The sequence below is a fragment of the Bacillus paranthracis genome (assembly GCF_001883995.1).
In the GTDB taxonomy this organism is placed as follows: Bacteria; Bacillota; Bacilli; order Bacillales; family Bacillaceae_G; genus Bacillus_A; species Bacillus_A paranthracis.
The window spans coordinates 49,549-74,642 of record NZ_MACE01000081.1; the positions used below are offsets into that span (position 1 = coordinate 49,549).

Annotated in this window: 24 protein-coding genes and 1 pseudogene; 9 read left to right on the top strand and 16 right to left on the bottom strand. The window is 34.2% G+C overall.

Features of this window, described 5'->3' with window-relative positions:
• Positions 1 to 138: 138 nt before the first annotated feature.
• The 4 genes from BAQ46_RS26600 to BAQ46_RS26615 all read right to left on the bottom strand — a co-directional run bounded on the left by BAQ46_RS26600 (position 139) and on the right by BAQ46_RS26615 (position 4,932).
• Positions 139 to 1,287, bottom strand: coding sequence for an acyl-CoA dehydrogenase family protein (locus BAQ46_RS26600; RefSeq protein WP_001218398.1), 1,149 nt, complete (start codon positions 1,285 to 1,287; stop codon positions 139 to 141).
• A gap of 152 nt (positions 1,288 to 1,439) precedes the next feature.
• A complete protein-coding gene (locus BAQ46_RS26605) occupies positions 1,440 to 2,072 on the bottom strand; it encodes a YdcF family protein (protein WP_016717896.1) in 633 nt (210 codons plus the stop codon).
• Positions 2,073 to 2,402: 330 nt separating this feature from the next.
• A complete protein-coding gene (locus BAQ46_RS26610; RefSeq protein WP_000402574.1) occupies positions 2,403 to 2,990 on the bottom strand; it encodes a GNAT family N-acetyltransferase in 588 nt (195 codons plus the stop codon).
• A 613-nt stretch (positions 2,991 to 3,603) separates the two neighbouring features.
• Positions 3,604 to 4,932, bottom strand: coding sequence for a YjiH family protein (locus BAQ46_RS26615; RefSeq protein WP_061130660.1), 1,329 nt, complete (start codon positions 4,930 to 4,932; stop codon positions 3,604 to 3,606).
• Positions 4,933 to 5,091: 159 nt separating this feature from the next.
• Between BAQ46_RS26615 and BAQ46_RS30470 the strand changes: the two genes are divergently transcribed.
• Positions 5,092 to 5,247, top strand: a complete 156-nt coding sequence (locus BAQ46_RS30470) for a hypothetical protein (RefSeq protein WP_161491004.1) — start codon at positions 5,092 to 5,094, stop codon at positions 5,245 to 5,247.
• A 44-nt stretch (positions 5,248 to 5,291) separates the two neighbouring features.
• On the opposite strand, the gene BAQ46_RS26620 is transcribed toward BAQ46_RS30470, so the two are convergent.
• Positions 5,292 to 5,804, bottom strand: a complete 513-nt coding sequence (locus BAQ46_RS26620) for a GNAT family N-acetyltransferase (RefSeq protein ID WP_071743115.1) — start codon at positions 5,802 to 5,804, stop codon at positions 5,292 to 5,294.
• A gap of 26 nt (positions 5,805 to 5,830) precedes the next feature.
• Positions 5,831 to 6,298: a DUF2691 family protein gene (locus BAQ46_RS26625; protein WP_071743117.1), complete on the bottom strand. Its 468-nt coding sequence runs from the start codon at positions 6,296 to 6,298 to the stop codon at positions 5,831 to 5,833.
• A gap of 223 nt (positions 6,299 to 6,521) precedes the next feature.
• On the opposite strand from BAQ46_RS26625, the pseudogene BAQ46_RS26630 reads away from it, so the two are divergent.
• Positions 6,522 to 6,689, top strand: a pseudogene (locus BAQ46_RS26630) (TetR-like C-terminal domain-containing protein); the annotation flags it as partial.
• Positions 6,690 to 6,745: 56 nt separating this feature from the next.
• On the opposite strand, the gene ppsA reads toward BAQ46_RS26630, so the two are convergent.
• Positions 6,746 to 9,352: a phosphoenolpyruvate synthase gene (ppsA, locus tag BAQ46_RS26635; protein WP_071743119.1), complete on the bottom strand. Its 2,607-nt coding sequence runs from the start codon at positions 9,350 to 9,352 to the stop codon at positions 6,746 to 6,748.
• A 446-nt stretch (positions 9,353 to 9,798) separates the two neighbouring features.
• Between ppsA and BAQ46_RS26640 the strand changes: the two genes are divergently transcribed.
• Together BAQ46_RS26640 and BAQ46_RS26645 are read left to right on the top strand one after the other, a co-directional pair.
• Positions 9,799 to 10,461 (top strand): DUF1796 family putative cysteine peptidase, encoded by a 663-nt coding sequence (locus tag BAQ46_RS26640; protein WP_071743121.1) that lies wholly within the window; start codon positions 9,799 to 9,801, stop codon positions 10,459 to 10,461.
• A gap of 193 nt (positions 10,462 to 10,654) precedes the next feature.
• Positions 10,655 to 11,512 carry an MBL fold metallo-hydrolase gene (locus tag BAQ46_RS26645; RefSeq protein WP_071743123.1) on the top strand — a complete coding sequence of 286 codons (858 nt, stop codon included), beginning with the start codon at positions 10,655 to 10,657 and terminating at the stop codon, positions 11,510 to 11,512.
• A 475-nt stretch (positions 11,513 to 11,987) separates the two neighbouring features.
• Here the strand turns inward: BAQ46_RS26645 and BAQ46_RS26650 are convergent, their stop codons facing one another.
• From BAQ46_RS26650 to cotF, 3 genes are all read right to left on the bottom strand, one after another.
• Entirely contained in the window at positions 11,988 to 12,785 is a 798-nt protein-coding gene (locus tag BAQ46_RS26650) for a cytochrome c oxidase assembly protein (protein ID WP_071743126.1), read from the bottom strand.
• Positions 12,775 to 13,281 carry a DUF2243 domain-containing protein gene (locus tag BAQ46_RS26655; RefSeq protein WP_000247605.1) on the bottom strand — a complete coding sequence of 169 codons (507 nt, stop codon included), beginning with the start codon at positions 13,279 to 13,281 and terminating at the stop codon, positions 12,775 to 12,777. Before BAQ46_RS26655 ends, BAQ46_RS26650 begins: the two co-directional genes overlap by 11 nt.
• A 311-nt stretch (positions 13,282 to 13,592) precedes the next feature.
• Complete coding sequence (gene cotF, locus BAQ46_RS26660; RefSeq protein ID WP_000121380.1) at positions 13,593 to 14,075, bottom strand: spore coat protein CotF; 483 nt, start codon at positions 14,073 to 14,075, stop codon at positions 13,593 to 13,595.
• 519 nt (positions 14,076 to 14,594) lie between these two features.
• Here cotF and BAQ46_RS26665 point away from each other — a divergent pair.
• Together BAQ46_RS26665 and BAQ46_RS26670 are read left to right on the top strand one after the other, a co-directional pair.
• Positions 14,595 to 15,353 (top strand): YqcI/YcgG family protein, encoded by a 759-nt coding sequence (locus BAQ46_RS26665; protein ID WP_071743128.1) that lies wholly within the window; start codon positions 14,595 to 14,597, stop codon positions 15,351 to 15,353.
• 91 nt (positions 15,354 to 15,444) lie between these two features.
• The gene (locus tag BAQ46_RS26670; RefSeq protein ID WP_000510853.1) at positions 15,445 to 16,071 is read left to right on the top strand and encodes a LysE family transporter; all 627 of its coding nucleotides are present in this window, start codon (positions 15,445 to 15,447) and stop codon (positions 16,069 to 16,071) included.
• A gap of 52 nt (positions 16,072 to 16,123) precedes the next feature.
• On the opposite strand, the gene BAQ46_RS26675 is transcribed toward BAQ46_RS26670, so the two are convergent.
• From BAQ46_RS26675 to BAQ46_RS26685, 3 genes are all read right to left on the bottom strand, one after another.
• Positions 16,124 to 17,467: an amino acid permease gene (locus BAQ46_RS26675; protein ID WP_071743129.1), complete on the bottom strand. Its 1,344-nt coding sequence runs from the start codon at positions 17,465 to 17,467 to the stop codon at positions 16,124 to 16,126.
• A 14-nt stretch (positions 17,468 to 17,481) separates the two neighbouring features.
• Positions 17,482 to 17,634 (bottom strand): hypothetical protein, encoded by a 153-nt coding sequence (locus tag BAQ46_RS30840; RefSeq protein WP_071743131.1) that lies wholly within the window; start codon positions 17,632 to 17,634, stop codon positions 17,482 to 17,484.
• 208 nt (positions 17,635 to 17,842) lie between these two features.
• Positions 17,843 to 18,055: an alpha/beta-type small acid-soluble spore protein gene (locus tag BAQ46_RS26685; RefSeq protein WP_000069660.1), complete on the bottom strand. Its 213-nt coding sequence runs from the start codon at positions 18,053 to 18,055 to the stop codon at positions 17,843 to 17,845.
• Positions 18,056 to 18,329: 274 nt separating this feature from the next.
• Here BAQ46_RS26685 and BAQ46_RS26690 point away from each other — a divergent pair, with 274 nt between their 5' ends.
• A complete protein-coding gene (locus tag BAQ46_RS26690) occupies positions 18,330 to 18,806 on the top strand; it encodes a YndM family protein (protein ID WP_071743133.1) in 477 nt (158 codons plus the stop codon).
• A 35-nt stretch (positions 18,807 to 18,841) separates the two neighbouring features.
• Here BAQ46_RS26690 and BAQ46_RS26695 read toward each other — a convergent pair whose 3' ends face one another.
• The gene (locus BAQ46_RS26695) at positions 18,842 to 19,357 is read right to left on the bottom strand and encodes a DUF3231 family protein (RefSeq protein ID WP_000512133.1); all 516 of its coding nucleotides are present in this window, start codon (positions 19,355 to 19,357) and stop codon (positions 18,842 to 18,844) included.
• Positions 19,358 to 19,650: 293 nt separating this feature from the next.
• Complete coding sequence (sasP, locus tag BAQ46_RS26700) at positions 19,651 to 19,863, bottom strand: small acid-soluble spore protein, SasP family (protein ID WP_000002842.1); 213 nt, start codon at positions 19,861 to 19,863, stop codon at positions 19,651 to 19,653.
• A gap of 247 nt (positions 19,864 to 20,110) precedes the next feature.
• Here sasP and BAQ46_RS26705 point away from each other — a divergent pair, with 247 nt between their 5' ends.
• Both BAQ46_RS26705 and BAQ46_RS26710 read left to right on the top strand, forming a co-directional pair.
• Entirely contained in the window at positions 20,111 to 21,244 is a 1,134-nt protein-coding gene (locus BAQ46_RS26705; RefSeq protein WP_071743135.1) for a zinc-dependent alcohol dehydrogenase, read from the top strand.
• A 231-nt stretch (positions 21,245 to 21,475) separates the two neighbouring features.
• Positions 21,476 to 22,330 (top strand): manganese catalase family protein, encoded by an 855-nt coding sequence (locus BAQ46_RS26710; RefSeq protein WP_071743138.1) that lies wholly within the window; start codon positions 21,476 to 21,478, stop codon positions 22,328 to 22,330.
• Positions 22,331 to 23,048: 718 nt separating this feature from the next.
• Here the strand turns inward: BAQ46_RS26710 and BAQ46_RS26715 are convergent.
• Complete coding sequence (locus tag BAQ46_RS26715) at positions 23,049 to 24,791, bottom strand: alpha-keto acid decarboxylase family protein (protein ID WP_071743152.1); 1,743 nt, start codon at positions 24,789 to 24,791, stop codon at positions 23,049 to 23,051.
• Positions 24,792 to 25,094: the final 303 nt, after the last annotated feature.

The window sequence follows — 25,094 nt, forward strand, 5'->3', positions numbered from 1 at the left end:
ATAACCATTTATATTAAAAACCTACATCTCCACCTGGTAAGTTCCCACACATAAAAAGCACGTGTTCGATTACTAATCAAACACGTGCTTTCAAAACAACTATATTGTACATAAACAATAAAATTCAAGTTAAAAAACCTACGATCGAAACGCCGCATCCGCAAGCATAGACAGTGTTGCATCGTCCATCGGCGGATTGTGTAATCCTGCTCTTACGTTTAAATAGTAACGATGAAGCGGATTTTTTTCTGATAAACTTTTTGCTCCTACGATGCGCATTGATTTATCCACTATCGATATCGCCGCATTTGTTACGGCGTATTTCACTGCCGCTAATTCTGCTTGCAGTGACAGTTTATCTTCTGCCTCATCGTATTTTTTCGCAATTTGATATAAAAAGACGCGAGCTTGCATAAGCTCGAGTTCTAATTCTCCAACTAATCTTCTAACATTCGGTAATAAACTAATAGAATGGTTTAAACTATTTGGTTTGTATGATCCCGCAAACTGAACTGCATAATTTCTTGCTGATTGTGCAATTCCTAAATAACATGCTGGTATATGTAGCAACCAGCCAATACCCTTTTGTTTCACTTTCCCGCCTTTTACATCCGTAAAAAAGCGGTTGTCTATCTCTACATTTTGTAAGACAAGGTCGTGGCTAGCAGTCCCTCGCATTGCAACGCTATCCCACGTTTCTTCAATGGATACACCGAGTGTATTTCTTGGAATGACAAACTCACCAACTTCTTCTTGGCCTTCCATACTTGCTGAAATAATAAAATAATCAAGTACTGGCGCCATCGTTGTAAAAGTTTTCCTTCCATTTATAACCCACTTCTCGCCTTGTTGAACCGCTATTGTTTCTGGTTTACCGCCACGCGTCGGGCTCCCTGTTTTCGGTTCTGTTGCTGCCCTGTTAAAGAGCGCTCCATTACGAACTTCTTCGCAAAACCATTTGAACATCTCATCATTCCAAGAACGATTTTCCGCCAGCTCTTTCACAATACCAAGATGCCAACCAATCGATAATGCAGTAGCTCCACAGCCTTCCGCAATTTTCTCTTGAAATAAAACGAAGTCATATAAAGAAATCGCACTACCACCAAATTCCTTCGGTAACGTTAATTTCGTATATCCGATATGTTTCAAATCATTTATATTTTCATACGGAAATGATCCTAATTCACTTAGTTGATGCTCCCTTTCCATGAACTTCGGAATCAATTTATTTATTTGTTCAATAATGAAAGATTGTTTTTCTGTTTCAACAAATGAGAGTGCCATACTATAATCTCCTTTATGTTCGATTCATAAACCGTTCATTTTGTCATTATGATTATATGAAGCTACCTCTCTATTGTTTCACTATTCCGATAAAAATACAATGTTTTTGACTAATAAGAAAAGTTCCTATTTAAAGATAGGTTCTTTTCTTATTAGTCTCCCTTCAATGCCTTTAATGGCAACGAGGTTACATATCCAATATACGAGAATAATTCTTTAAAGAAGAATGGTATTTCTGTATCTAACGTTTTATATGCTGATGTCGGCGTTGGTGAAGCATACGCTTCAATATTAATATGTTTTGCGATTCTCATTGCGCGTTTCATATGAAGTGGATCACTTACAATCGTGTATGTGCGTATTCCGTTCTCTATTCCAACTTCCTTCGCATTCTTTAAATTTTCTTCAGTGAAAAGGGATTTTGTTTCAATTAAAATATCTTCGTCTTTTACACCTTGTTTCATTGCATATACTCTTGCAGTACGCGCTTCCTCAAGCTCTGCCTCGAACTTTGTACCACCTGTAAAAATAATCTTTTTAATATTTCCGTTCTTATATAAAGAAATCGCATGATTAATTCTTTCTTTAAATACAGGAGATGGTTTTCCGTTCCAAGAAGCTGCTCCTAGTACGATACCAGCATCCGTTTTCACGCTATCATCTGTTTTAAAACGATAACTCCAAATATCGTAAGCTGCATAACTTACATATAAAATAGCAGAACAAATCATTAGTAAAAATACTTGAAAGATTCGTCTTTTCTTACTCTTCTTATTTTCTTTCATTTGTAATTGCCTCCGTACATCATCCATACTTCTATAAAAAAACATTTATATCAAATCGTTTTGTTTGAGTTTATTTAAAAGAAGGAACTTTACTTGTTATTTATGTATAAAAGGGTTTTCATTTAAAATTGAGGATTATCAATTCATTTTCATTTGCGGTTTTCATTACATGTTTTAAATTCATAAGTTTATTACCATACAACTACATTGTAACGAATTTTTTCTCAGAAGGGAACGATGAAACAAAAGGAATTAAAATAAAGTAGCATTTTGTAAGAAAAAAGGTATATTTTTCATGCCTTACGAACAATATACCTTTCAAAACACGAATTATAGCTTTTCTTTATACAACTCTAATTTTTCTAACAATTGTTCTTTCACGTCTGGCCATTCACTTGAGATAATACTGTACACAACTGCATCTCTCACATAACCATTCGGTAATTTTCTTTCATTTCTAAGCACACCCTCTTTTACTGCGCCTAACCTTTCAATTGCTCGTTGTGCTTTTTCATTTCTTGCATCCGTCTTAATTTGTACCCTGAGCATATGGAGTTTTTCAAAAGCATACTGGAGAAGCATATACTTACACTCTGTATTTATACTCGTACGCTGGACACTTGGATGATACCACGTTTGTCCTAACTCGACTGTTTTATCTTCTACCGAAATATTATATAGACGTGTACTTCCTACAATCTTATTCGTCTGTTGATCCACTACAACGAAAGGTATTTGCGTACCTTTTCCATAACCTTGTATCGCTTTTTGAACATATTGCTGCATATCTTGCACACTATCCATTTTAGAGATTAAATACGCCCAAATTTCCCGATTTCCTTCTACAATCGAAAACAAAGTTTCGACATCATTACCATCCATTAACCGTAGCTTTGCTCTTTCGTGAATGATTTCCATTTGTAAGCCCCCTTTTTCTTACTATATCACAGAAATAAACATTTAATTATATAGATATTAAAACATTAACACTAACTTTTAAATGCACTTAAAATTCAAGTTTTAATACCTTCTTACATAATAATCCGTAAAAGCCTGTAACAAATACCGTGTCCATCCCATTATATCAAGCTACATTTATATTGGTTTCATTTCATGTAAGGTTTTTCTTTTTCTAAAGGTCTAGTGTGCATTATTGAAAGATTTGCACACCAAAAACGCTATTATTTCTACAAAAAGATTATTTTTTCAATTTGGTAGTATGGATAATTTTGGATTACAACCGAAAAATACTATATAATAATAAAGTGAAAGTTTTACAGTTAATTCATATGGGGTAAATGGGAGGATATAAAAATGCTAGATCAAATTACTTGGGGAACACCAGGCAGCTTATTATGCTTAGGATTCTTTTTTGCAGGATTAGGAATTTTCTTAAGAAGTATTACGTCATATTCGAAAAACAAATAAAACATCAAAACAGTGTACATTTTAAAGTATTTACTTGATAAAAACACTAAACAAAAGAATCCTTCCTTTTATAGAAGGATTCTTTTTTATACTTTTCCCCTTTTTAAAGTAACAAATAAGCAATCGGCGTAATGATAAGCAATGTTAATATCGTTCTTTGTACGTACAGAATAATAAGTTCTGATACTTTTAACGGAATATCTGTCGATAAAATACATGGGATGGATGCTGAGAAAAACAATATAGATGATACCGAAACAACCGCAATGACAAACTTTGTCACAAGTGGTGCACTAACTACTAATAATGATGGTAAAAACATTTCCGCAATACCGACGGATGCCGCTTTAGCAGCTAAGTCTGCTTCTGGCAGTTGTAAAGCCCATGTAAAAGGATAAAAAATATAGCTGACCCAATCAAATATTGGTGTGAACTTCGCTAAGACAATACCAATTAACCCTACAGACATAATAGATGGTAAAATTCCCATCGTCATAATAAAACCATCTTTTAAGTTCACTGCAATATTTTTTATAATACTCGGTGCAGATTTCGATACTTCTAACGCGTCTTCCCAAGCGCGTTCTAACATTTTCTCCTTATAAACAGGCTCTGGGAACCCTTCTTCCGTTACATATGTATCTGGTTTTCTACTAAGGGGTGGAAGTCTTACGGTGATAGCAGTTACGATGAATGTTACAACGAGAGTCGTCCAAAAATAAACATTCCATAAATGCATAATATCTAATGTTTTTGCGATGATGATCATAAATGTTGCGGATACTGTAGAAAATCCTGTAGCGATAATGGCCGCTTCTTTTGTCGTATATTTTCCTTCTTTATATACGCGATTCGTAATTAATAAAGCCAGTGAATAACTTCCCACAAAGGACGCAACCGCATCAATTGCTGATCGTCCAGGTGTTTTCCATAACGGCCTCATAATCGGACGGCAAAACGTACCGATAAATTCAAGTAATCCATACCCGACTAATAATGCTAAAAAAGCCGAACCAATCGGAACGAGTAAACTTACCGATATTACTAGTTTCTCATACAAAAACGGCCCAACATCTGGCGCAAAGAACCAAGCTGGCCCTACTTTCAAACAATATAATACACCGAAAACGACGCCAACCACTTTTAAAATCGAAAAGCAAATATCTACGATAGATGTATTCCATTTTTTCGTATAAAACGGATAAATTGCACCCATTACCATAACGAGTAGTGCGTAATAAGGTACGGCGCTCGGGACCGAAGCTCTAATCCACGACACGATATGATCAATCATTATGGAAGAAGCACCGTTTATCGTAACCGGTACGAAAAACATAAACACCCCAACGAGACTAGCAAGTATAAACCGAAGAATGATGCTCTTCTCACTCCCTGTCTTAATTACATTCCTTTTTACTTCAATTTCACTCAAAATTCGACACCTCCTATTTATCTAAATATTCTGTATAATTATATTGAATTCCTTCTTTCATATTCAAATATGTAAACAGATTTTAGACACAGATTGTTTTATCTGAATAAATCAATTAAAATAACCATAATAAGGCTATTTCAAAGGGGCATATAAACTATGAAAAAAATAAATATTAATCATGAAAAAACATTGCTCAAAAGAAAAATTGTAAAAAAAACTCAACTGCAAGCTGCTAGAGGTCTTGGATATCTAGCTGCCCAAGTAGTTAACTTAAAAATAAATCAAGTTTTAAAAGACAGTGAGAAGAAATAAGAAAAAGCGTAGAAATCCCTACGCTTTTTCTTATTTCTTTTCAACTATATTATGCTCTTCTGAAACATACTATGTCCATGCGTACTACCGACATATTCAAAACCACATCGCTTATAGAAATCATTCAACGTAACATTATGCCCTACACAATCTAGTTTTAAAAACTCTTTGTCATGTTGTACATTCTCTTCTATCCACCGTAACATCCATTCTCCGATTCCGTTCCCCTTATACTTCCGATTCACCGCAAATCTATGAATATATAATGAATTAGAAACTTCCTCTTTACCAAAAATATATTCATCCCATTCATTTTGTTTAGGAGATACTGTGACTGTACCGATAATTTCATCTTCTTTCGTAACCACATATGTATATTTCTCTCTTATACCTTCTAATATTTCAGCCGTAGCTTCTCCTCCTAAAAGGTACTGCCACTGGTCCACTTCTTTATGTTGTAGCCATTGTGCTACTTCTTTTAATAGAGTAATAATGTTATCGCTTTCCTCTTCAGTAGCGGTTCGAATTGTATATTCTTTACTTATAGTTCTCTCCATATTGCGTTTCCCCTTTCAAATTCCTACTATACTGACAAACGTGTTCTACCGTCATTTTCGTCTGTAACATATTCTACATAAAACCCCTGATTTCGTGCGTTTTCATACATCAGTTCAATCGCTTTTTGGTCTTTCGCATAAATTTGTATGTATTGACCGTCCGCCACTAATACGACTATCTCACACTTACTTTCCATAAACTCTTCATATGTTTCAATATCTAGTACTATTTCTCCTTTGGGATATGCTTTTAAATCTGCAAAAATAAGATAATATATGTTATCTTTAACTAACCTTTTTAACTCTAATCCTTCCACTACACTTGGTTCCTCTGGAAATAATGCCTCATCCAATCCACCACGCGCTATTAAGTAGGACTCCTCATTCCCCACTCGCCAATTAAATGAAGCAATATTGATTGGCTTTAACACTTTCCAAAGTAGATTGTCATTTACATGTCCATCTAGAATATCTACCGTAATTCCTCTTTTCATTTATTTTCTCCTTTCCTCTATATTTTCGTTTTTGTGTTATACATTCATTATATAACACCATTAATTCCTACTTTTAAATATCTCTTCTATGCTACTTAGCTTACATCTAAACAAAAAAACGCTTCACTCATAGTGAAACGTTTTTATCTTTTATGCCTGTAATTCCGTTTTATGTCCCTTTACTGCACTACGTTTTAAAGCAGTCGCTAAAATAATAACGATACTTACCGCACCAAGCCAATATTTAGCTTCTTATATGGCATCTGCTCATATTGGTGTCATTCAGCAATGGTTAAATAGTGGCCAAAAAGAAACACCAGAGGAAATTGCTCGTATTTTATCAACAATCGCAGTTCATGGACCTTTTTATGCAGCTGGCTTAAAGAAGTGAGTTATTGCAAAATAAAAAGATCATCCACTATTTATAGCGGATGATCTTTTACTTCATTACAACACTTCAATATACCCTTCTGTTCCATGTACTCGTATTCGTTGCCCATCTTTTATTAATTTCGTAGCGTTCTCTACTCCAACGACTGCCGGTAATCCATATTCCCGTGCAATAACCGCCCCGTGAGTCATAAGTCCGCCGACTTCAGTGACTAGTCCTTTTATAGATACAAATAATGGCGTCCAGCCAGGGTCAGTAAAAGCTGTAACTAATATATCTCCCTCTTCTAAATTCGCTTCTTCCATGTTTAAAATAACGCGAGCTCTCCCCTCAACTACTCCAGAAGAAACAGGCAGACCTGCAATCGCGTCAGCTGGGAGGTTTTCTCGTTTATATTTACCTGTAATGATTTCTCCATCAGACGTCATTATACGAGGAGGTGTTAATTTTTTATATAATTTATAATCATTTTTTTGTTTTTGGATAAGCTTGTAATCTAGTTTATTCGTGCGAACAACTTCGTGAAGTTCTTCAAAAGTTAAATAGTATATATCATCGACCTCACGAATGACACCGCTCTGCACAAGTTGCTCAGCTTCTTTTAGTAACGCCTGCTTATATATGAAATAACGATTAATCATACCGTATTTCGGATATTCACGATAGCCGATAAAATTACGGATATTGCGAATCATTCGCTTCGTTTCTTCTACTTTTTGTTTTCCATCCGGCAATTGCTGCAATCGATCTACTAACTCTTCTTCTTTTTTCAAAGCTTCTTGCAGTCCTTCTTCAAATTTCCGTTTACTTGCACCATATTCAAAATCTCTTATATTATTTAAAATCATCGGGATAATGGTTGTTGGCTTCTCACTCCAGCGCGTTTTCGTAATGTCGATTTCTCCGCTACATCTCATTCCGTATTTATTTAGAAAAGCATCTATTGCCTCTCGAGCTTTTTCTCCGCCTTTAAACTGAACGAGTTCATCTAAAAAGCTATCATTTTCTACATGTTGTAAATACGCAATAACTTCTTCGTACGGCCGAATCACATCAGCAACTTCCATTAATGCTAAACCCATTTCCGACGTAATATTATTTTGCACCGATTGAGAAAGAGTGTCCGCTGCATTCTTTTCACCCAGCCATTGCTCCATTTTTTCATTGATCCATGTTGAAGCATTCATACCTGCCATAATAACTGCTATACTTTGCGGATTAAACAATACTTTCTTTAATTGCTGAATATCTTCCAAAATAAAATCAAGTACGTCCACTCCTGATTTCAGTTGCATAGTTTCTTTTAACTCTTCAAGTGATGCTTCACTATTCTTTATTAATTCCGTAACGATTGCTGGATCATTTTCGATTTCTGGTCGCGAACTTACTGGTGGCTTACTTTTACTAGCACTCTTTTCCGTTTCTTCATCCGGTAACAATGTAATAAAATTATCTCGCTCGACTACAGTCGTTAATGCATCTCTTATGAGCGGATCTGATTTTCCTAACGTATTTATTAAGTAATCTCTGCTAGCAGGTGAAGCTAATTGTTGCGTAGCATCAACAAACAGCCGTCCTCCCGCTTTGCGCATTGGGGCACTTGTCGTTAACAGGAAAAAAGATAACCCTAATGGTTTCATCGCATCGGTCATCATTTGTTGGTGACCAACTGATATATATACATGATTTCCCCCATCATTTTCTTCCGGAATTGGATATAAAGTCGTTATCGGCCTGCTTTGAACAATATAAAATGTATTACGGGCTAAACACCATTCAATATCTTGCGGACAGCCAAAATAAGCTTCTATCTGTCTTCCGATCTGTTCTAGTTGTAATATTTGTCGTTCAGACAATGTTTGAATCTTTTGCTGAGCTGAATCAATTTGTTTCGTCTCTGTTCCGCCCTCTTTTACAGCATAAATAGCTAATTTTTTAGTCGCTATCATCGTTTCAGTAATTTTACCTTCTTTTACTTTATAATTATCGGCAGAGACCAGTCCTGATACTAACGCCTCACCAAGTCCAAAACTGGCATCAATTGATAGCACCTTTCGGTTAGAAGTAACCGGATCAGCCGTAAATAAAATTCCCGAAGCCTGCGGGAAAACCATTTTTTGAACGACAACACATATAGAAACTTGATTATGTTCAAAACCATTTTGCATACGGTACATGACTGCTCGCTCTGTAAATAAAGAAGCCCAGCACTTTCTTACATGCTGTAAAATCGCTTCTTTTCCGATAATATTTAAATACGTATCTTGTTGACCTGCAAACGAGGCATACGGTAAATCTTCAGCCGTAGCACTAGAACGCACGGCATACGCGTGTTCATTTCCAAAACGTGAGAGATACTGAGTTACTGCTTCCACTACATCAGTAGGGATTTGTACTGCCATAATGACTTCTCTAATTTCCTTACTCATTTCACCAATTTGAGCTCGGTCTTCAAGTTTCAACTTGGTCAGCTGCTGCAACAAAGTTTGAAGCTCTTCATTTTGCTCGATGGCCTTTTCATATGCTACCGTTGTCACACAAAATCCTTCTGGCACCTGTATACCTTGAATGTTAGATAACTCCCCTAAATTCAACCCTTTTCCGCCGACGAGTGAAAGCTGCCCCTTTTCTATTTCCTGAAAATCGAGAACGAAAGAACTCATATAACATCTCTCCTTACTATGCATGTGTTCTTGATTGTAGCAGGAGTAAATGAGAAGAAACAGTCTATTTCGAATTTGATTTACATGATATAATTAAGTTAGGAAGAGATTAAATAATGCCCTAGTTGCATAATGAAGCAACTAGGGCTTCTTATTTCCTCTCAATTTTAAATTACAATTTGTTCACAACTAACTTCAATGTATTTCTGTTTTCCCCCTTTATTATAGGAACGCCATGAATTATCACTCACAATTCTTACCTCAACAAATGGTACATAACTCGAAATACGCCTTAGTTTAACCTCCTGTGAGCCTTTTCACAGGAGGTTTTATACATACATATATTATTTATAATTAACCCGTTCTCCTATTTTTCAAAAGCATATTTTGTGTCATAATAACGCTTTTTAGAATTTATATATACCTTCTAATTTTTCTAAAAAAGGATGATTGTATTGGAAATGAAAAAGCTTCAAGGAATGTATGATGATGTTATTAGTTTAGGGGAAAATTGTTATACTGCTATTCATCTAAAAAAATATAAGCTGCGGAAATATTCAGGTCCTCTAGATTGGTTTGTATCACCGAATCTTTCTTCTATCAACACATTATTGAAAAATAATTTCGTAGACTTTATGGATTTAAAAAACATGCAAGCAATGCCGGAGCAAAATATTGTGTTTAATGATGGCGTGATACAACCTGTTTTTTCTCATATTATAAAAGATACAAAATATAACGTAACATCTTATCATGATTTCCCTGTTATTCCGAATGAAGATTGGTTCATCACATACCATGATTTTAAACAAAAATTAGATCAAAGAATTGATAACCTTTACGAAAGAATGCATAATTCACAATCCATTTTATTTGTTAGATGGGGCGGAAGCTTGACTGAAGCGCTTGAATTACAAACCGTTTTAACAAATATTGTTAAAAATAATTTTAAGATCCTTTTACTCTATCCAACAGGACTTGAAAATGAAATAAACAAATTAGAATGGGCGCTTGATCATGTTTTTCCCGTTCAAGTTTCAAGTAATTATCAAAACAAAAGAACTTGGTATGTCCTCTTAAAAGATATACACTTAAACTCAAAAAAATAATATAAACTACGACTTTAAAATCAATATTCTTTGTTTACATTTTATATAAATTGACATATCTCTCCCTTAATTCTAAGACTAAGTTATTGTTTTTTGTAATCCCCCACTCATTCTTTTCTCAAATGCTCCAAAATGGATTTTCAAAATTAGGGAACTATAATGTCATATTGGAATAAATTAAGGGGGAGAAAAATTGGACAATGAAATGAATTATGGAAGTGATTACAAGTTTATTCCGGCAACTTCAATTGAAAGTGGTCATGGCCTCGAAGTATTGCCTGATTTATTTTGTTACACGATTCAAATCGTCAACATTTGTTTTGTTGGACATCCGCATACCAATGATTTTATTTTAGTTGATGCTGGAATGCCTAAATGTGCAAATGAAATTATCTCTGTCACTGAGAAGCGATTTGGTACAAATAGTCGCCCAAAAGCAATTATTTTAACTCATGGGCATTTTGATCATGTTGGGGGAATAATTGAACTTATCAAGTATTGGGATGTTCCAGTCTATGCCCATCAATTGGAAATACCTTTCCTGACTGGACTACAAAGCTATCCTGAACCAGATCCAACAGTTGAAGGTGGTATGGTAGCGAAAATGTCACCTCTGTTCCCTAATGAACCGATTGATTTAGGAAATAACGTAAAAGTACTACCTGCAGATGGAACTGTTCCTCATATGCCAGAGTTTAGATGGGTGCATACACCAGGACACACTCCAGGTCATATTTCATTATTCCGAGAAAAAGACCGAACATTAATTGCAGGGGACGCTTTTGTTACAGTGAAACAGGAATATCTATATAAGGTAATTACTCAAGAACAGGAAATAAGCGGTCCGCCTCGTTATTTAACAACAGACTGGAACGCTGCTAAAGAATCCGTTATTAAATTAGAAAAATTAAAGCCTCTAGTCACTGTTACTGGACACGGAATACCAATGTCAGGTGAATTGCTATCAACAAGCCTTAAAACACTCGTTCAAGAATTTGATAAAATTGCTGTACCTGATTACGGAAAATATGTAGATAAAAAGATACATTAAGCACAAAAACTTTGGTTTTTATATTAAAGAATTAACATATGATACAAAATTAACACGTCAAAAAATATTACGTTTAATATGAAAATACACTGTACTTAATTAACATCTCTATCCTAAGAATAGAACTACCCTTTTGGAATAAAAATCGATCTTTCACACACACTATTTATAATAAAGTCTGCTTCTTACCCAGGCTTTATTTCTTACCATTAAAGAGCAGTCATAATAAATAACTGCTCTTTTTAATTTCATAGTATAAGCTTACATTTTTTGTTCATACTATATTTAACCATGATATAGTTATACTCCTTAAATTCATGGATGTAATTTTCTCGCTGCAGTTAGCTTTTGCTAGCTGCTTTTTATTTATAAATTTTAAAAATGAAAATAAAATACTGATTTTTATCAAAGTTTCTTTTAAGTACAGTATGACCAAATTGCATTTCAAAGTTTTTAATTTCAAAAAATCTAATAATTACCATGAACTTAATACATTATTACCTTTTGTTCTCGATCTGCTGCCCCTAGACCATTGCAAACAAAGTATAAAAATAAGAACGATATCAACGCAATCCCCACCATAATACATCAGCACGCCCCCGATTTCAGCTTGTTCAGTGACTACACCAGCAGGCGGATGAGCATATATGTATTTTGATAATATCCCATGACCAGCTGATGCAACTATTAAAATAATTGATCGGTATTTGTAACTATATCTATGGGATATTGGATCAATATAAATCATTGATGTGGTAAACAGATATCCTGCAATAAAAACGTGGAAATGTATGAACAAATGAAGAAGTATACTTTTGTGCATCATCGAGTATAAATTAGTAGTATAGAGAATCCATAGCCCTCCTAGATTAAGCAAGGTTGCGATAATGGGATGAGTAAGGATTTGTAGCGGCTTACTCTTTAATACACTTGAAAGACGTCGCGCTGCTTTCACATTGAGCGTTCGTAAAAAAAGAGTCATCGGAGCTGCTAATGCTATAAAAATTGGAGCAAGCATCCCAAGGAGTAAATGCACAAGCATATGTATTGTGAAGTCATTATGAGCACGATAAGCTAATGGCCCAACAACTGCTATTGCCGCACAAATAAGCCCTAAAACCCAGAAGACAATTCGATATAACGGCCATCGTTTGTAATGGCGATTTGATAAAATCGTGGCTACTATATAAATGATTAACATAATTAAAATGAATACGAATAGTAAAATATCCAGTGCATTCCATATTTCATGATGAAGATGGTTATTGTTCATTTAAGCTTTTACCTCTCAATAATCTTTCATCAGTTCTTGTCTGAAAAACTAGCAGAATGCCAAATAAGAGCATTACAGTCGCAATTATATTCCATATTACATCGTAGATAAGAACATTCTCTACATATCGAATCTGGTGTATTTTCATTAGTTTATGTTGAATTATACCGTCATATAATTGAAACCCACCACTACCAAGCATTAATCCGCTCCACCACCTTTTCAACCAAAATGCATCTCTACGACGAAGATCAGCAACTATGAACAAGGAACCAATCGTTGCAAACCAACTAAAAGCATGAAAAAGACCATCTGAAATGAGTCCAATATCTGTTGTAGATTTATCATAGAAATGGTGCCAATGCAGCAGTTGATGAAAAATAGTTTCATCTATAAAAGCTACTAATCCTAGTCCAAACAAGATACCTGACCATAGATTACGGGTCAAATAAACAGAAGAGGTTAAATAGCTTGTATTTTCAGTTTTGTTTACCATTAAACCCCATCCTTTCCACTAATGTATATTATTATTTTCCCCAAAAGAAAAAAGTGCTAAACATACTTAGCGCCAAAGGAAACTAATGTTCAGTTAGAAATATTATATAGATACTTATTCTCTAAGCATATTTAATATTTGATGACAACTCACTAAAATAACTTTAAGGGGTTCACAGATTCTAAAGTAGCGTTAGTATATTTTCTTTAATATTTTCGAATCAATCTATATTTTTAGCTTTTAATCAATTTATTAACAATGGAAATTACCATTTAGTCTTAACTATTAAAGATAATTTCCATATCTTCATTTTAATATTGCATTTGTATTGCCTTTTGCACATTTTGAATATCATTTTTTAATAGTTGTTTTAAATCGTAAGCTGGATAGTAACCACGTTCGTACATAAAGTTAAAAACCTGCGCATGTAATTGTATAGCACCATTTATTTGACGAGTTAAAACTTCTCTCAGTCGGGGTGTTGCAGTTTCGGTAATCGCGATTGCATAATTTCGAACAGATGTCTTTGCTAATCCAAGTAAATCTCCAGCGTAAAATCCAGTGTCATCACGATGCTGCTGCGATTGAAATCCAGGAGCATACGGATAAAACTGTACTAACTCTTGCAGATTGTTTTGGATGACATTTATAGCTTTAATATATAACGATTGAAGTGCTTGATCAGGTACATTTCTAACTGACTTTTTTAATTTGATTAAGCCGTTCGCTTGGAATGCTACTAATTCATGTAAATCCAATGTTTCATGCCAAGCTAACTGATTAGGATAAGACATGTATGTTCCCCCTTAATATTCACTCATGCTACATTATGCAAAAAAATTCAAAAAGGGCCTATACTACATGAATTCATTTCAATCTAATTCATGATTACTTTGCATCCTTCTATGTTAATCACAATAAAGTATCCTTAATTCCTCTTCCCTAATTTTTTATATCCTTAATTTTGATTTTCAAAATGACTTCCTCGCCTTTACAATCTATAAATTTAATTTTTTCTTCCTTAAAAATCTCCATCATAATACATCCCTTCTTGTTTCGTTATAAACCATATTAGTTAGAAAATATAAATGTGAACATTGTACCTACATATTCCTTATATATTTTTCAAATTTTATAGCTACTTAAAATTTATACGTTATTAAAGATCAACTATTAAAGTAACTACATTGAAGGGGATTCTTTATTAAATCATTTTATTTTTATAGATTAAAAAATAATTATTCTATCCGTGTTAGTCACCTATTCTTAAATAATTAATAGGTTATATATTATGACCTAGGAGGGATAAAAAGATGACTATACTTTATGATAAAGACTCTTTACAAAAACATATTATTAACCTTCCACATTGGCAACAAGAAGCTTTCTGTTCTTTTAAATTAAAAATGACAGATAAAAATAAACCTTTTCCTTGTATCCCGGCTCAACACGGCTTTACAGCGAATCACCTCCGGTACGGATTCATTGGTGATCCTAGAGATACGAATACTAGCGAGGACTTTGCTACATTACTTAAAGAATATACTGAATGTTCTAGAGATACAGGTCAATATGCCTCACTTATTGTTTTTATTCATACACCAATAGATTTAATGAGAGAAACTACAGTTAAAGATTTTGAACATATGTATTGGTCTCTACTTAATACAACTAGTCGTTTGGACGAGATGGAATGGCCTACGCATATCCCCAATGACCCTATGGAAAATACTTGGGAATTTTGCTTTCATAATGAATCATATTTCGTCTACTGTGCTACACCTGCCCATGTCAATAGACAAAGTAGACATTTTTCATGTATGATGCTTGCTTTAACTCCTAGGTGGGTTTTACAGGGAATTATGAATTCTGAGAAACGCAGTAGAAAACTAAAAAACTTAATACGTCAACGTCTAGCCGCTTATGACAAAGCCCCTATTCACCCTTCTCTTAAAGATTATGGTGAAAAAGATAATTATGAATGGCAACAATATTTTTTACGTGATGATGAAACAATTCCATCTAAGTGTCCGTTTTCTCGAATCATAAAATACTTGCATAAAAATAAGTAATCCACTCTACTTTTTATTATTTAGTTGTACAAACTTTAACCACTGAATAGATTTAATATAAATTAAATTTAGTGGGAGGAGCATATCATACGTGGGCATATTTTTAAGCTATGTTTTTTTAGGTTTATCATTATCTGCTCCAATGGGACCTATAAATGCTGCGCAGCTAGAAAAAGGTATTAGGAGTGGGTTTTTTCATGCTTGGATCCTTGGTATAGGAGCCTTACTTGCAGATGTTATCTACATGGCACTTATTTATTTAGGTGTCATTCATTTCCTCGAAAAAGATATTATCAAACTTTTCTTATGGTCTTTCGGCGCTTTTGTTTTAATCTATACAGGCATTGAAAGTGTAAAAAATGCGAATCAAATTAGCATTAGTAATACTAGAAATGACGATTCAATTATTAAAAGCTTTTTTTCTGGTTTTTTTATGTCTTTATCGAATCCATTAACAATTCTATTTTGGCTTGGCATTTTCGGCTCTATATTAGCAAAAGCCGCTTCTTCCTATAATAAAGAGCAGCTTTTGTTATATAGCTTTGGTACTATTTTAGGTATTTTTATTTGGGATATTACGATGGCAAGTACTTCTAGTATATTTCGTAAAATTTTAAATACGCGTATATTATCTCTTATAACAGTAATATCTGGAATATCACTTATTATTTATGGATTATATTTTGGTTTTCAAACTTACCAAATCATTTTTCAATAGCTTCTATTATTTAGTTGTTACATACTACTCATATTGTGTAAAAATAGATTCTTCATATAGCTGTATTCCTTTTCCTTGAGACAAAATGAACAATTATAGTAACAATAATAACTATTCCTAAAAACAACAAGCTCACAAGGAAACCAAAACGCGTTGTTTTTTGCAATAGTGTTCCACTAACAGCTAGTGCAATCATAATAAGACCAATAATACTTTTTATCTGCATCCAACCTTTTGGATTCATTAATCTCCAAAATGAAAGAAGAATGAGACTCCATGTATATAACAACATTAATCCAGCTGCAGTTGTTACATATTCATATATATTTTTTGGTAGTAATAAAGCACTAAGGATAGAAGCACCAAGTCCAATTATAATAAGAATTAGGGCTGGAAAAGAGATATTTTTCTTATTTTTTTTCGCAAACATTGCAGGTGCATCACCTTCTTCAGCTAAGTTCATTAGTACACTTGTCACTGCAAATAATGAACCAACTAATGTTGAAAAACCCGCTAAAATTAACACTACATTTAAAATAAATGGCACATACGGCAAATTATAGTCTTGTAATGCTATTACAAAAGGGCTTTCTTTCGTATTAAACTGGTTTAATGGAACCATCATAATTGCCAACCCTAAAGAGACTACGTAAATAATCGTTAAAATCATTAACATTACTCTTCCTGATTTTTGTGCATCTTTAGGGTCTTTCAGTCTTATTGTCATTAACCCCATAATTTCGATTCCTCCAAATGCATAAAATGCATAAATTAGAGAGGACCAAGTGCCTTTTAATCCATTTGGGAACCAGTCTTTAAAATTACGCGGGATTTGCGCTTTATATAAACCACCCTTTATAAATCCTAAAATAACTAAAATAGCAATTACGATGAATCCTATAATAGCCGCAATTTTTATAATAGCCATCCATTTTTCTAGGCGTTCAAATATCTTTACCCCTATAAAAATAATTAATATAGCTGCTACTCCGTATATAGCAGCAAATATCCATAATGGTATTTTAGGAAACCAGTAGCGTGAAAAGATTCCTAACGCACTTAACTGGCTGCCCATAATAAGCAGTTCAGAACACCAGTATGTCCATCCATGACTAAAACCTGCCCAATTTCCAAAAGCTTTTTTTGAGTATATGCGAAAAGATCCTTTTTGTGGATCTTCTACAGCCATTTTTGCCAATGCTTCAAATACAATATAAGTAGTAAATCCAGTTAAAATAAGAATAAGAATAATTGACGAACCACCTATTTTAATTCCTATACTGGATCCTAAAAAGAAGCCGGTTCCTATCGTACAACCAATCCCAATAAGTGAGAGCTGCCACCATTTTAAATCTTTTTTTTCTTTCGTTTCATTATTAACATCATGACAGGTCATATTACTATTCTCCTTTATTCATTTCGAGAATGTCCCTCATGATCACTTAAATACTTCTCGGCAAGCTTTTCAATAACATCAGTGACATTATGAGCCTTTATTTTATGGTTTGCTACTAGTTCACTTCCTACAGAAATCTCAACTGTAAATAACGCTTCATATTTCATTTTCTCTGCCCCTTTCGCATCAAATATAATCTCTTATCTTTTATCCTTTATTTCACAAAAATTCATTATGTATGTAAAACCTCGAGAGTCTAAAAGTTAAACAAATAAAGTCGAAACGATTGTAACGCTACTAAGCTTATTTATTAAAAAAATGTATGAGAAAGGAGAGACGGCATGCCTCTCCTCTATATCCATTTCATATATAAAATTAACGAGTAACGCCACCGCCAAGTTGTTGCTCAGCTAATGATACAAGACGTTTCGTAATTTCACCACCAACAGATCCGTTTGCACGAGCTGTTGCATCTGCACCAAGTTGTACGCCAAATTCTTGAGCAATTTCATATTTCATTTGATCAAGAGCTTGTTCAGCGCCACGTACTAATAATTGATTACTGCTTCCACTGTTATTGTTTGACATGTTCATTCACCTCCTTCTTTCTTTAATATGTTAAATTACATGCTAAAATATATAGCTAATTAATTGGTAATTACGACCGTGAATTCAAAGGTATAGTTAATCTTCTTTAAACTAAAAATAATCATGTATAGGAGAACGAAATACATCTTACGTGCCATGGGATATCATAAATAGACCTCCATTACAACATAAAACGGGTTAAGCTATTTAACAGCATAACCCGTTTTTAATGAAATATTTTATTCCATATACGTTTAGACAATGGAGGAAAATAATGAAACATATTGTTGCTTTATTAATTAAATACACATTGATAACTGCAGTATTACTAATTATACTTAGTATCTTTAAAGGCATTTCAATTCCTAAAGTATTACTCATTTCTCTTTTCCTTACAGGAGCTGCCTATTTAATCGGAGATCTCTTCATTTTACCTAAGTACGGAAATATGATTGCTACAATAGCAGATTTAGGCTTAAGCTTCTTTGGCACTTGGTTACTAACATCCTTGTTTACTGATTTAGATGCTACTCGTAATATTGGACTTTCTTCATTTATAGCCGCTTTAATTATTGGTGGAACAGAAATTTTCTTCCACATTTATATGAAGAAGCTAGTACTGCGTAACGATGATAATTTAAGAAATCACAATCATATTCGTCATGATAAATATGCTATGGAAATGTCAGATGAATATATAGATTCTTCCACAATAAATAAATCCAAGCTTGAGGATACATCTAAAAAATAAAAAAGTGGCCAACGCCACTTTTTTATTTTTGTTTATTAAGCTTGATCTGAATTTCTTACATGTAACGGAGGTGGAACTACCCACCCTTTTTTCTTACTTAAACGTAGCAACGTTACACCTGCCTGCGCTTTTTTCATATGAAATTGTCCAAATAACATACCTACATCTTCTCGAAGGCATTTTCCCATTACTTGACTACATGTGACAAGTCCAGCTGCTAATCCTGTTGAAACAGCAGCAGCAATTTCTGCATCATTAATACGTGCTCCAGGAGGAATGTCTTCGATAGATGCAACTGGTCGTTCTGGAGGAGCAGGCGGTAAAGCTACACCATTAACCTTTAAAAGAGTTTTTAACTCTTCTATTTCCGAATTCATATCATTTTCAATTAAGCTTTCTAAAAACTTCTTCAAGTCTTCATCACCTGTATGATTCATAAATACTTGATGACTTGCAATCGCACCCTGTGCAGCAAGAAGATAACTCCAAATATCAAATACTTCTCCGTAATGTAACGGTTCATTTTGAGGATTTCCACTTAATATACCCATTTTTAAATTCCTCCCTTTCGAAAAGATAATAATAAATATTGATTTCAATATTAAAATCAAATTTTTAAGTATGCTTTTTCCTGCAAAAGCTTTTCTACTATGCATGGAAAACACCTTTCCAACACTGCGTGTTTATTGTTTAGGAAAGTAGTTTACAAATAAAATACCCAAAGATTATGAAAGAAGATTATCAATAATCTTTGAGTGAGAATTCATTTACTATAAGGGTTTGTTTTTTATACATATACAAAAGAAATTGATTTACATATCTACTATATTTTATGTCAATTCACTTAACGGTTAGTTCTACCACCAAGTTGTTGTTCAGCCATTGCTACTAAACGTTTTGTAATTTCACCACCAACAGATCCGTTTGAACGAGCTGTTGTATCCGCACCAAGTTGTACACCAAACTCTTGTGCAATTTCATATTTCATTTGATCAAGAGCTTGTTCAGCACCTCGAACTAACAATTCATTACGACTTCCACTATTATTGTTTGCCATATTATTTCACCTCCGATGTTTTTAATATGCTTCAAGTTATGAAATAATAATTATCCTTTTTATGGGAATTAGATCGTGAATAAATATTGAGTTTCTTCTTAAAATAGGGCAGAAGACATAAGAAAGAAGAGTTACTATAACATACTGTCATAACAACACTATGTATAGATTCCTCTTTACTAAAGATTTCTGTGTTGCCAAGAGGATACATATAAATTATGAAAAATGATTCCTAAGGAGATATGAGATGAAAGCTGTAACCTATCAAGGACCAAACAAAGTACAAGTTAAACAAGTGGATGATGCAAAGTTAGAGAAAAAAGATGATATTATTGTAAAAATTACTTCAACCGCTATTTGCGGTTCTGATTTACATTTATATCAAGGCAACATGCCTTTACCTCCAGGGTACATTATTGGTCATGAACCAATGGGAATTGTTGAAGAAGTTGGTCCAGATGTTACTAAAGTAAAGAAAGGCGATCGTGTTGTTGTCCCTTTTAATGTTGCATGTGGACATTGTTTTTATTGCCAACATGAAATGGAAAGCCAATGTGATAACTCGAATCCTCATTTTGATTCTGGTGGATACTTTGGTTACACAGAGAAATTTGGTAACCATCCAGGTGGACAAGCTGAATATTTAAAAGTTCCTTTTGGAAATTTCACTCCATTTGTTATACCAGAATCATGCGAACTGGAAGATGAATCCCTACTCTTTTTATCTGATGTTTTGCCAACAGCCTATTGGAGTGTAAAAAATGCAGGTGTTAAGCGAGGCGATACTGTTATCGTACTTGGTTGTGGCCCTGTTGGATTAATGACACAAAAATTCGCTTGGATGCAAGGTGCTAAACGTGTAATTGCAGTGGATTACTTAGATTATCGAATACATTATGCAAAAAAGATTAACAATGTTGAGGTATTTGAGTTTACAAAATTTCCTGATATGGGAGAACATTTAAAGGAAATTACGCATGGCGGTGCGGATGTAGTTATTGATTGTGTAGGCATGGATGGGAAAAAATCTCCCCTAGAATTTCTGGAACAAAAATTAAAATTACAAGGCGGAACTCTCGGCCCTATTCAAATCGCTACGAAAGCCGTAAGAAAATATGGAACAGTTCAAATGACTGGTGTTTATGGCGGTAATTATAATGCCTTTCCACTCGGGGCATTTTGGGTTAGAAATATTAATCTAAAAATGGGACAAGCACCTGTCATCCATTTTATGCCGGAATTATTTAAGAAAATAACAAACAAAGAATTCGATCCAAAAGAGATTATTACACACAAAATTCCCCTTGAAGAAGCAAGCTACGGTTATCAAATTTTTAATAATCGTGAAGATGATTGTATAAAAGTCATTTTAAAGCCTTGAACATATAATTCATCATTCTTAATGAAAAGATAAGATTACATTTCGTAATCTTATCTTTTTTATTAAAACACTAAGTATCTCCCCCATTTTCATCTCACATCGAAAATAGTTATTTTCAAAAACTTTGTATTTTGAGGTAATAATCAATTGGTAAAAACATGAATTAAAGTATTAAGTAACCAAATAGCGGACACGATAACAATGTTAACTAACTTAAAAGAGGTGTACTTCATGTTTTATTATAAAGAAGAACTGATTAATATTATCAAGCCGGACAAACCAGATCCAGCTGCTGCAAAAGTTTTACAAGAAATATTAGGTGGGCATTACGGTGAAATGCGTACAATGATGCAATACTTTTTCCAAAGCTCAAATTTTAGAGGTAAAGAGAAGCAATATCGTGATTTACTTCGAGGTGTTTTTTTAGAGGAAATAAGCCATGTAGAACTTGTACAACATACAATTAATCAACTATTAACTGGATCTGGTGAACCTACGCCTGGAAATGCCGGTATTGACACAGCACCACTTGACGAAGCGGTTAAACATGCAAATCCTCATCACTTTATTGTAGGGGCACAAAGTTCATTACCTGTTGATGCAGCTGGCAACCCATGGAATGGATCTTGGGTATATAGTCATGGGAATTTAATTAGCGATTTATTAGATAACGTAGTACTTGAATCTACAGGTGTACTTCAAAAAACTAGAATTTATGAAATGAGTTCCAATCAAACTTTTAGAGAAACACTTGCATTTTTAATTGTACGTGATAATGCACATCAAAATGCTTTCGCAAAAGCTTTAGAGACATTGGGTGTTGAATGGGGGAAACTCTTCCCTGTGCCGAACTATGATATTAATAAATACCCAGAGTGCAGAAAGTATGTAGACATGGGATTCCATAACGCACAATTTAATTTCAGCTTAGATCCAACAAGAATGGGAGAAATATTCCAAGGTGAATCACCAAGTAGAAACAAAGGAACATTAGCAGTAACTGACCCGCCAAAAGGTTTTCCTGTACCAGAACTTCCTGAAATGCCAAATGAGCATAGTCCTGGATTAAAAGATATGGATCTTTAAGATTATTATGGCCAACTATTTATTCATGGTTGGCCATAAACCTTTATATGGATTCCAGCCATACTTAATCCAATCCTTAATCCTTTAGTCTTATTTAATGGCTTTATTTCAGCTACTGTTATGTAATTTTTATATAAACAGAATCAATAAATAAATCACCACTAAAAAATCCCAATTATTGTTAACATCTTTTAGAACATCATCTCTTCAAGTACATTTACACTAACACTCCTGATAAATTTGTCTATATTTCTTGGTCAACTAATAAAATTAAACAAAATTCTTATTTAAGAATTAAAGAGCGCTTTTAAAAGCGCTCTTTAATATAGACGATATTGAAACAGAATATTCATTAGTATATGTAATCTTTTTTATTGTGTTGCATAATCAAAAGTTTTTCCATTTGTTTTTAGAGGATATTACATTCTGCTCTATTTTTCCGTACAGATTAAACAATTGTTTAATAAGTGTAATTTTGGATGTTACCCAATACGAAAATAGTGCTGAAAAAATCCCTATTAGAACTCCTGTTACGCCATCGAAAGGATAATGAACTCCTACTCAGATACGAGAAATAGCTACACAGAATGTAAATATAGTCCATACGCATCCAGTCTTTTTCCGAACAAACAAAATGAAAAACAAATCCCAAAAATAGAATTGTATATTCGTGAGGAAACGAGTTATCTACTGCATAATTCCTATCAAAAAATTAGACTTATCTTCCCGGTCTATTCAAGACTATTGGCTGAGTACGCTGCATTTCCTGCTTTTCCATATAATTGCGCATCTTTTTCATATATCTAGATGCATCCATTGGATCTTTTACAATCATTTCAATAATACAAAGTTTTTCAGCACTTTCTATTTCAGCTTGTTTTATTGCCTGATCAAGCTCTCCATAGGTACGGACTGTAGCTGTAAGCGCATCGCCTCCAAAAACTTCCGCTAGCTTAGTATAAGACCATTGAGGAATTTTGTTGTACTTTTGATTTTTTGTTTTTACATTCAAATATTTTTCAATCGTATAACCATCATTGTTTAAGACAAAAATTATAGGCTTGCATCCATAATAAAGCATGGTGCTGATTTCTTGAGCTGTCAGTTGTAAGGCTCCATCCCCTGTAAACAGAAACACTCGGCGTTCAGGCACAGCCATAATAGCACCGAACGCCGAGGGGGTTGCGTAACCGATGGACTGCCAACCACCTTGCCCAATATATACTACATCACTCGGTAGTCTCACCTCTGCCATTCCGTAATAGAATGTACCGGTCTCGACAACTACAATGTCTTCCTCTTTCAGCATCTGCTGAAAACGTGGATAATAGTTCGCTGCTATTAGAGGGGCATCGGTGTTAGTATTTAATTGGTCGTAAGGGAATGACATTTTTTCTACCAAACCTTGTCCCTTATAACCCACATTCTGTAGTGCGAGTAACATGTCAGTTGCAAAAACATTCAGATACTCTGCCTCAGCAATTTTAACCATATCCGGTTGAATATTGACGGTTATCAGCTGGTTTAGTTTTGCAGTAAAACTTGCAGTATTAGTATCCGCTAATACCATACCAATTGCGATGATACAATCTGCATTTTCTACCTTACTTTGAACTTCAGAATCTCCAAAAGATCCCAAGTACATTCCCACATAATTTGGATGGTTTTCGTCGAATCCTCCCTTTCCGTACATCATCGTTGCAACAGGAACATTCATGGTGTCTGCCAGTTGTTGAACAGCCGCTTGAAGACCGAAACGCATGGTTTTTACATCCACCAGTATAACTGGTCGATGTGCACGATCTAGTAGCTTATGGACATGATTGACCGCAGCATGAAGGGTTTTCAAATTAGATGTTGGGCGCTTTTGTGTTAGCTCTACACGATTTTTAATCGGCTTGGTCACTAAATCATCGGCCACAACAAGATATACAGGCTTTTTCTTTTCTTTAGCAATTTGAATTGCGGCTGGAATTTCAATTTTAGCGTTTTCAGGCGTAAGCACCGCGCTGTATGCAGTAATTTGCTCATACATGTTGCGAAAAACATCAAAATTCCCATCCATTAAAGTGTGATGCATCAGCTTATGCTCTTTTTGATCATTTTCGGGAGGCGCACCCACTATATGAATGATTGGTACATGCTCACTATTAGCCCCAGCTATAGCATTACAAGCGCTGAGTTCTCCAACTCCAAAAGTTGTAATAAGTGCGGACATCCCTTTAATTCTTGCATAGCCATCTGCAGAATAGCCCGCGTTTAGTTCGTTCCGCCCTTCTATAAAGCGGATACCTTTATAACACTCTAAAGTATCAAGAAGTGTAAAATTATAGTCCCCTGCAATACCAAAAATCTCGGTAATGCCCTCCAATTTTAAACAATCGAATAAATATTGACCAACCGTTTTTTGAGAAGGTTGCCTTTGTAAACCAAAGTTATCCTCATTTATCATGTTTTTCACCACTTGTTCACCCCTTATCTATTTCTGAAATTGTTTTGTTTTATAGTATTCTTTTTGATAATACCCTTTAATTGAATCCATTATCCGTTGCACTGAGCCAAAGCAGTATATCAAACGCAATTAACTAATATAAAAACATGTTGCTATTAAAGATACATTTTTCATAATCCAAAACAATTTTAAGCTTGAGATAAGGTTTAAAAGTTAAAAAGAGCACTTTTTTGAAGAAACCTTAATCATTTTAAATGTGTCAAAATGTATCAAATATCGCTATATTAACAGTTATTTAGAATTATGATTGTA